Genomic DNA, 7,829 nt, shown 5'->3' with positions numbered 1-7,829 from the left:
AAGGACACTTTCATGCTTTAAAACGTCTACCTTTAAAGCAAATACATAAAAAGCTGCACGCATAGTGCAGCTTTTTTTGTATCATTGTCTCTCATATCAGACAACTTCACCAGCCCATCATCCTTAATACTCCCCTTTCAAAAAACATAAGGAGCTGGTCATTGCTGCCAATAGGCATTGTGCTTGTTTTAGAAAAGAGCTCTGAAAACTTCCTTTCTCAACTGATCATCAAGAAAAACTATACAAAGCATGGGATATACCATAAACACGTAGAAGAAAATTGTACCTTATAACCTCTTGGGGAAGAGCATTGTGACAAAGAAAAAATCCATGATTTTTGCCAAAACTGGGCTTTTTTTCGTTTTGGGCTTTAGCAGCTTTGCCGATGAAACAGCACAAGTTACATTTGCTCTCCACTTAGCAGAAAGCACAGCATCTATTTCAATGCTGCTTTTTGCAGGGCTTGTCGGGGCAATTTGTGCGGGCCCCATTGCACCACGCCTCTTGCATCACTTCCAACCAGCGCGAACAGTACCCATTGTTTTATTGTTTGAAGCACTCTTCATAGCCGTTGCCGCAATCGCCAACCAATTTTGGGTTTACATTGCACTTTCTTTCGCACTAGGTTGTGCTGGTTCACTCTTTTGGTCTGCTATTCTTGTTGCGGTACCTGACTTCACAAAAAATGACCACCAATTAGATCGACTAAACCGCGTTATCCAAACAGTTCGTAATCTTGGCTACATTGCCGGACCACTGCTAGGGGGGGTATTGTATGGAATATCAAATGGGCAAAAAGGGCTCTTTGCACTATCCATCATGGTTCTTTGTGCTACCTTTATCACTCTCTTCTGTTTTAAAAGTTTAAAAATTCATACACAAACGACAAACACAACGCAGCAAGCCAAAAAAGGGCTAGATTTAACGGGTCTTTTGCGTAAAAAAAATGTTGTCTATGCTCTTTCTCCCCTCATCATTACCATCATCCTCACCTCTGCTCTCAACGTCTTATCGATTGTCCGCATCCGCACGGAACTGTACTTCAGTGCAGAAACCTATGGGGTAATCACAAGCATGTTAAGTCTTGGCCTCGTGGTTGGTCCACTCTGTTTCTCCAGCCTTTTTCATCGCTTTGGTAATGCCGCTGGAGCATCACTTGCCGCTGCAATCATCGGCTTTGCAATTTTCTGCTTTTCCTTAACACATATCATATGGTTGATGATGCTTTCATTTTTCATTCTTGGGGGTGCAAACGGTGTGCAAAATGCTCTAATGGCAAGTTTTATGATGAAAGCCATTCAGAAAGAACACCGAAACAACCAAATGCCTGCCTATATCTTTATCATACAAACAGCGGTGTGCCTTGGCTTTCTAGGAGCCGGTTTTGTAAAAGTGCATCACACCCAAAGCACACTGTTTATCATTGGCATCGCCACAATGATCACAGGCATATTAGGCTTTATCATAAACCGCACTATACAAAAAAAGGAAGGGGATAATGCCTAGCAAACTTTGCCATCTATTCTCTCGAAAAAAACCATGCCCAAAAATGGCATAACAATCACCTCCCGATCAAATCGTTGTATCTCCCCTATAACCCCATACCAACCAATAAGACTTTGATGAACCACTCTTGAGTGTGGAAGAGCAAACAACCATTGCCAAAACTTGATATTTCAAAGCAGAAGAAACCGGTTTAACATCATGCAACAAGATCCTATAGGCTTAAATTTTTACCATGGAACAGGTGGTTATGTGTGGCAACTGGCAGACTATATGCGACATGATTGTCATGAGAGCTCCCACACACTTGAATTGCAAAAACCAACACCACCCATAGCCATCAATTCTTTTGCTGTCTACCCACATGAACTCAATCCTTTATCACGCGTTCAATGGGCAAAAGACGTACAGATAACGAGAAACAAACCAGCACTCATTGGCAAACGGCAAATACAACCCATCACCATTGTTTCTACAAAAGGAGCGGCATTTGGCGGATTCGACTTTCCCACATTTGAAGCACTTCGTGAAGGCTGCCTTGTCCAATCACTGAGGGAAATACAATTCAATGGTACTCTTCTTGCCTCTGGAAGTCTTTTGATATCACTTTTACGACACGGTCTCATCGAAACAGATCAAAAAGCATTTTCAGAAAATGATGCAACCGCTCTTTTACGAGAGCCAACATGTATTATCATAGATTCTTCTCTTGGCAGTCTTGCCATTAATCAACTCAATGAGCGTACAATCCGGCTTCATGAAAAAACAAAACATCTCTTGAAGCAAGCCACCACACCAATACGTATTCAATATCCGCTAGAGGATTCAATAAAGTTTTTTGTAAAAGCAGGAATGCTACGATTGGTAAAATTATAAGGATCAAAAGATGTCCCTGATAAGCCCTGGCATGGGAACAGAAAATAGTGCACAGCTCATTTATGCGCTTATTCAAATGGCAAGACCGCGCACAGTCATTGAAATCGGTGCTGGTGATAGTACGCGCTTGATTGCTAAAGCACTGCAAAAAGCAAAACAAGCATGGCAACAAGATAAAAAACTTTTAGAATCTTCCACCTGGGAAGAGCGTACAGCTTTGCTTGATCCTTCAGGGATTCCTGAAAATTACGAACCTCGGCTTATCACCATTGATGATTTTTCAGCAGAAAGCCAATCAGCAGAAGAAGCATGGCAAAAACTGCTTCAAGGCGGTATTGAAAAAGATACTGTAACATTTATCCATGAGAATTTTTTCTCTCTTGATGAAAGCACCCTCAAATCTTGGGGACCAATAGATTTTGCTTGGCTTGATGCTGGTACTCCCGCAGATGATGTGCGATTTGTTACCACAGTTTGGGAACACATCACCGCGGGTGGTTATCTTTGTCTACATGAACCAACCATAACAACAACAATTGCTCTCAATGGCGAACAACGGGTTCGACGCGTCAGAACTCCTTTGTGGGAAGAAATTCTCTACCGGCTTGATGGCTCCTATGAAGCTTTAACACTCCCCGAAAACCACAAATATCGCCAGGGTGGTCTGGGGATTATTCGCAAACGCACCCCAGCCGAACAAATTGTACGCGCACAATCGCTACAAGCAGAACTCATAGAAATCAATGAACTGCCCATTCGCAATGATCTTTTGCCCATGGGGAAAGAAACCCTTCACAAACGCAATACCCGCAATTCACTGATCTCTGCCATGACGTCACCGACACTGCGCGCTGTTTATGCCGCCATTATCCTTGGTGCAAAAAATCTTACTGATATCCTCAAACATGTCGATTCAGATGCCAAAAACATTCACAAATCCATCAATCGCCTTTTGAATCTTGGACTTATTCACAACACAACAGAAGGATTTCAAGCCGAAGAGACAGTGTGGAAAATGCTAGAAAATAAACATGAACGGGAGAGGGAAAATTTAAGCGACCGCCATTTAGAAACAGAAGAGATGCTATCAAAAATTGGTGAAGCCTTTCAAATGGGAAAAATCTATAGCGAAACGGAAGTTTCCAAGATATGCAACCTCTTTACGATAGACTTTGCCCGATTACGACGCACTCTTGTTGAGAGAGGTTTTTTACAACGCCATGGAGGAAAATATCAACGCATGCGCTAAAAGAAAATTGAAAAATGATTAGCGAACGCTATCGTTTTTCTTCTCTATTTCAAGAGAATGAATAACCTTCCACTAAAAAAATATAATTTCATTAAAAGGTTACAAAATCATTCATCCCATTCATATGTTGACAATCTATGGGGGATAGTACATCCTCTTCATAAAGGATAAAATGGAAAAGCAAGAATGCGGGATGCCAATTGGTTATCAAAAAGGATTGGGTGGTTATCAAAAAGAATTGGGAATAGTCAAAACCATCAGGAGAAGATATAGGATCAAGGTCTCAATGATCTTACGATTGTTGCGCGAACATCCGGGCACAGTGTTGTTGCTCAATCCAAATCATGCTCGATATTTCTAAAAACATCGTAGAAAAAACAATATTCTTGCATTGGACTGGCTAGTGAATCAAGAAAGATACTATTTCAACGAAATGTGCACAGCAGAAATAGGGCTGGCAAAACTTCCTCAAAAGATACAACAAAATGTCTTTGATCATTTAACAACACTTCTATGGAAATTCCATGGGCAAAAATAAAATTCCTTTTTTCATCTATAGCACAGTTTTTCTTTCTGAATTTTCCTTTTTCTTTGTACTCCCTCTGCTTGGAAACTCTTCTCTCATAACTGCTGCCAATGTTGCTTTTTATCTCGCTGGATCGGTAATCCTTGAAAGCATTCTCATGGTAACCACAACGGGTTTATTAGAAAAATTTTCGCGTAAACTCTTAATGGCTACCGCCTTTATTTTAAGGAGTATTGCTTTTGTGTGCATTATCCTATCGCTTACACCTTCTGCATGGTTGATCTTTTTTACCTTAATGGCTTTTTCGAAAGCAGTTTCAAAGCCATTTTTGAGAGAAATTTTATCAGAACATCTCAATGAAAATGCTCTTAAACGCGCATTAACTCTCTATTCTTTTTTTCAAAATGCTGCTGTCGTTATCGCCCCTCTTGTTGCAACGAGTGCCATAAAATACAACGCATCAACCTTCTTAATGGCTTTTTTTGCACTCATTGGTTTGTATCTTTGTGTTCTATCCATTCAAATTGTTTATCATTACCCACATAAAACATTATCTCTTGAAAAGAATAAAAAAACAAAAAAGCTCTTCTTTCTTCTTTAAAAACAACAATACATAATCGTTCTATTGCTTATTTGCTGGTCACGGCTTTGCTTTGTGCATACCTCATGGGAATTTTCATCACCACCACAACACTTCTCAGTAAATTTGACAGCAATCTCGCCCCTTATAGTGGAATTTTCTTTTCAATTGTTGGCATCAGTATTTGTATCTGGCAAGGAATAATCAATAAACATCTCAGCCTTTCTGATAAATCAACTTTTTATCTGCTCTGCTTTATGGGAAGTTTCTCCTCGTTTTTCCTCATAGGTGGGGTCTTTACCGCTGTGACTGCGTTAATTGCCTACAGTGTCTATGAATCTGTCATGATTCCAGAGATATACTATCAAGCAGGGAAAACAACTACATCCCTCTCTGCCAGTGTTCTTTTCAGTTATATTCTTGTTATTTCAAATATTGGCCAAGCCGCCGGCTCATGGACAAGTGGATGGATTATCAGCCATTTCAACAATCATATCGCTTTCACCTTTTGCATGATTGTTGGTGCCTCCGCCTTTGCTTCTTGCCTTTGCCTCATGCAAACGAAAAAATAAGCAGCTTCCATGTCACATATCATTTTTGAAAACCCGTAGCACAACAAGAGCACTCAAAATAATTCGCCATAAATCACTCAATTATGGGTTTGTAACACACTCTGCGGCAAAGAAGCTCGAAACTGTCTTTAAAGATTGTTCTGTAAACGCCGTTGCCAATTGTCTCATAGCTTAAAGGATTATGGGGGGATTTTTATTTTCCCATGAAATTTGTAGACTACTCAAAGTAACATATTATCCATTTGCCTCTATGGTTGATCTTGAGACTTTGAGTTCAGCTATCGAAGAATTTTCTATCGATACCATCATATGCTTGCCAAGTTTTGCGGATAAACTTATTACAATATCTCGGAAGCAAAAATTAAAAACTCTAAAAAACCTATTCTATCTTGGAGAAGCCTTTCAAGCTGAATCTGTGTCGAAAATAAAAGACATAATCCTTGAATTAGATATTAAACCTCTTAGCTTTACCACCCAAGAAACTGGTCCAATAGGATTCCAGTGTTCCAAGATTGATGGTGACATTTATCATCTTTATGATCACATTCAAGTAAAGTCAAATCCTGAAAATGATGAATTAATTGTCTCTGTTTTTTATCCTGAAGATGCACCATTACTTGAGCACGCCACAGGTGATATTGGTTCATATTGCATATGATCAATCATGCGATTGTGGCTATCATGGCCATACCTTACACCTGAAAGGAAGAACACCAACTTTTTATAATATTATGGGAACTTCAATTTCTGTACACGATTTTACAAATGTCTTCAATTTTCAAGGTTGCACTCTTTCGGCGAAAGACTATTCAACTCATTATAGTCAATCAATTTGAGAACGGTGTTGGCGTTTTATTGTTTATTGATTCACGTTACGATATTGAAAGAAATGTCCTTTTATCATCCCTCTCATCCTCTTATCTGATAAAAGACATTATCAATAAATCACAATTTTTCCATGTTTGCTTTATGCAGAAATCTCAATTTATTCGCTCCTCAAGCTCTGAAAAAATAAAATCCTTTTTTCAAACGACTGAATATCCTATAGTGCTTGATGGTGATTTAGTAGAAATTAAATAAGATAAGATTATAAACTTCATCGATAAGTTCTTCATTATCACAGGAACCTTATACGTTTTTTTTCCTTGCTCTTAGCGCAATAAGCCTTTCCATAAAAGCATTTCGAATAAAATAAAACACAACCTTTAAAGTAATTTGCACAAAAGTATATTTAAGGTAGGGTAAGAAATCATCCGATTTGTAGCTCGTTGTACTAAGGCTAGAGATACTAGCTTTGGACGGTGTGGAATAAGAAGCATATGAGATACAAGAACGCTCTTATTTTTTCTAGTAGACATATAATTTTGTGCTCTGCAGATTATCCAATCTTCTCTTTAAGACTTAAGAGCCCCCCTCCCCTCGGTATAGCCTTCTCTATAGCTTATAAAACCCGATATTCCTATAACGGGATAAAATTTAGTGATCACGTACTCTATGGCTTTCCCCTTGCCACTGCCAGCTTCCGTTCAAACATCAGGACCAATGGCTGCAAAAGCAAAAAGCTGCTCCTTCTTTTTCTCACGGCAGACTTTCTCTCTCATTACGCTCGTTTCTAAAAAAGATCGCAAAAATCATCAATTCTTTAAAGAACATGTCACCCTAGAAACGGTAAATGGGGCTAGAGCAGATGTCCAAGAGATGATGTGAGATATCCCGATAGTACATTGCGCCAAAGATAGGGATATATAACTTTTAGAGTTTTTTCTCTTAAGGTTGCTTTATGTATGTTAGGATAGTGTAAAAAGCTGTTATTTCTCTATCTGAGCCGTAAAGCACTGCCCCCACAGATATCAGCATAGGCTCGCTACCCCAAAAGCTTGCTAGGTAAAATCCACCTTAGTATTTAGGGATATAGATAGTTTGGAGTTCAAGGAATTGTGAGCAGTTTTTTTGTTACAAAAAGTTAGCGGATTGTTTTGAGGATTTGGCTATACAGGCTACAATAGGACAAAGGGAGGGATGTCATAAGAACCAAGAGAATCTGAGCTTAGATTTAGCCTTGAGCGCCCTTTAAGTGCGTGGCATTACGTACCTTAATGGCTTTTACTCCCCCTTGCTTTCCGAAGGTGCATGATAATTAGTAGGCATGCGCCTTTAGTTTTTATTTGTTTTTTGTACGTGGGAAGAGTTGCAAGAGAATAGTATTTTACTCCATGCGTTTACGCGTTACACTTTTTTTTCCTGCTTTTATTTTCAGAGATTGATGATATTTTTTGTTTTGCAGTACTAAGAAGAGCTTTTAGATTTATCGTTTTAGAAAGAAGAAAGCATTCTCTCCCTGCCTCTGCCTAGCACTGCTTCATTAGTGGTATGTGCCTTTAGTTTTTATTGTGTTTTTTTACGGTCTGAGAAGTCATCCGATCCAGTTTCAAAGCCGCTCTTAGGCATTGGTAGTTTTACGGGCGACTAGTTTTTCTAGTTTTTTTGATGAGTTTTTATGAGAAAAGTGTAGCATGAAGGGGA

9 protein-coding genes are annotated in these 7,829 nt (G+C 39.2%); all 9 read left to right on the top strand.

Going from position 1 to position 7,829, the window contains the following annotated elements; translation table 11 throughout:
- Positions 1–312 precede the first annotated feature (312 nt).
- The 9 genes from ACFILW_RS08420 (at position 313) to ACFILW_RS08380 (ending at position 7,013) form a co-directional block, all read left to right on the top strand.
- Positions 313–1,506: an MFS transporter gene (locus ACFILW_RS08420; RefSeq protein ID WP_375685541.1), complete on the top strand. Its 1,194-nt coding sequence runs from the start codon at positions 313–315 to the stop codon at positions 1,504–1,506.
- 198 nt (positions 1,507–1,704) lie between these two features.
- Positions 1,705–2,379, top strand: a complete 675-nt coding sequence (locus ACFILW_RS08415) for a hypothetical protein (protein ID WP_375685540.1) — start codon at positions 1,705–1,707, stop codon at positions 2,377–2,379.
- A 10-nt stretch (positions 2,380–2,389) separates the two neighbouring features.
- Positions 2,390–3,628, top strand: a complete 1,239-nt coding sequence (locus ACFILW_RS08410; protein WP_375685539.1) for a DUF2087 domain-containing protein — start codon at positions 2,390–2,392, stop codon at positions 3,626–3,628.
- A gap of 172 nt (positions 3,629–3,800) precedes the next feature.
- The gene (locus ACFILW_RS08405) at positions 3,801–3,989 is read left to right on the top strand and encodes a hypothetical protein (protein ID WP_375685538.1); all 189 of its coding nucleotides are present in this window, start codon (positions 3,801–3,803) and stop codon (positions 3,987–3,989) included.
- A gap of 163 nt (positions 3,990–4,152) precedes the next feature.
- Entirely contained in the window at positions 4,153–4,755 is a 603-nt protein-coding gene (locus tag ACFILW_RS08400; RefSeq protein WP_375685537.1) for an MFS transporter, read from the top strand.
- Positions 4,756–4,820: 65 nt separating this feature from the next.
- Entirely contained in the window at positions 4,821–5,306 is a 486-nt protein-coding gene (locus ACFILW_RS08395) for a hypothetical protein (protein ID WP_375685536.1), read from the top strand.
- A 181-nt stretch (positions 5,307–5,487) separates the two neighbouring features.
- Positions 5,488–5,964, top strand: coding sequence for a hypothetical protein (locus ACFILW_RS08390; protein WP_375685535.1), 477 nt, complete (start codon positions 5,488–5,490; stop codon positions 5,962–5,964).
- A 107-nt stretch (positions 5,965–6,071) separates the two neighbouring features.
- Positions 6,072–6,386, top strand: coding sequence for a hypothetical protein (locus ACFILW_RS08385; protein ID WP_375685534.1), 315 nt, complete (start codon positions 6,072–6,074; stop codon positions 6,384–6,386).
- 462 nt (positions 6,387–6,848) lie between these two features.
- A complete protein-coding gene (locus tag ACFILW_RS08380) occupies positions 6,849–7,013 on the top strand; it encodes a hypothetical protein (protein ID WP_375685533.1) in 165 nt (54 codons plus the stop codon).
- The last annotated feature ends 816 nt before the right edge of the window (positions 7,014–7,829 follow it).

It is taken from the genome of Bartonella sp. TT110JLCBS, assembly GCF_042193405.1.
Lineage (GTDB): Bacteria > Pseudomonadota > Alphaproteobacteria > Rhizobiales > Rhizobiaceae > Bartonella.
This window is presented reverse-complemented; position numbering and strand designations above follow the sequence as displayed.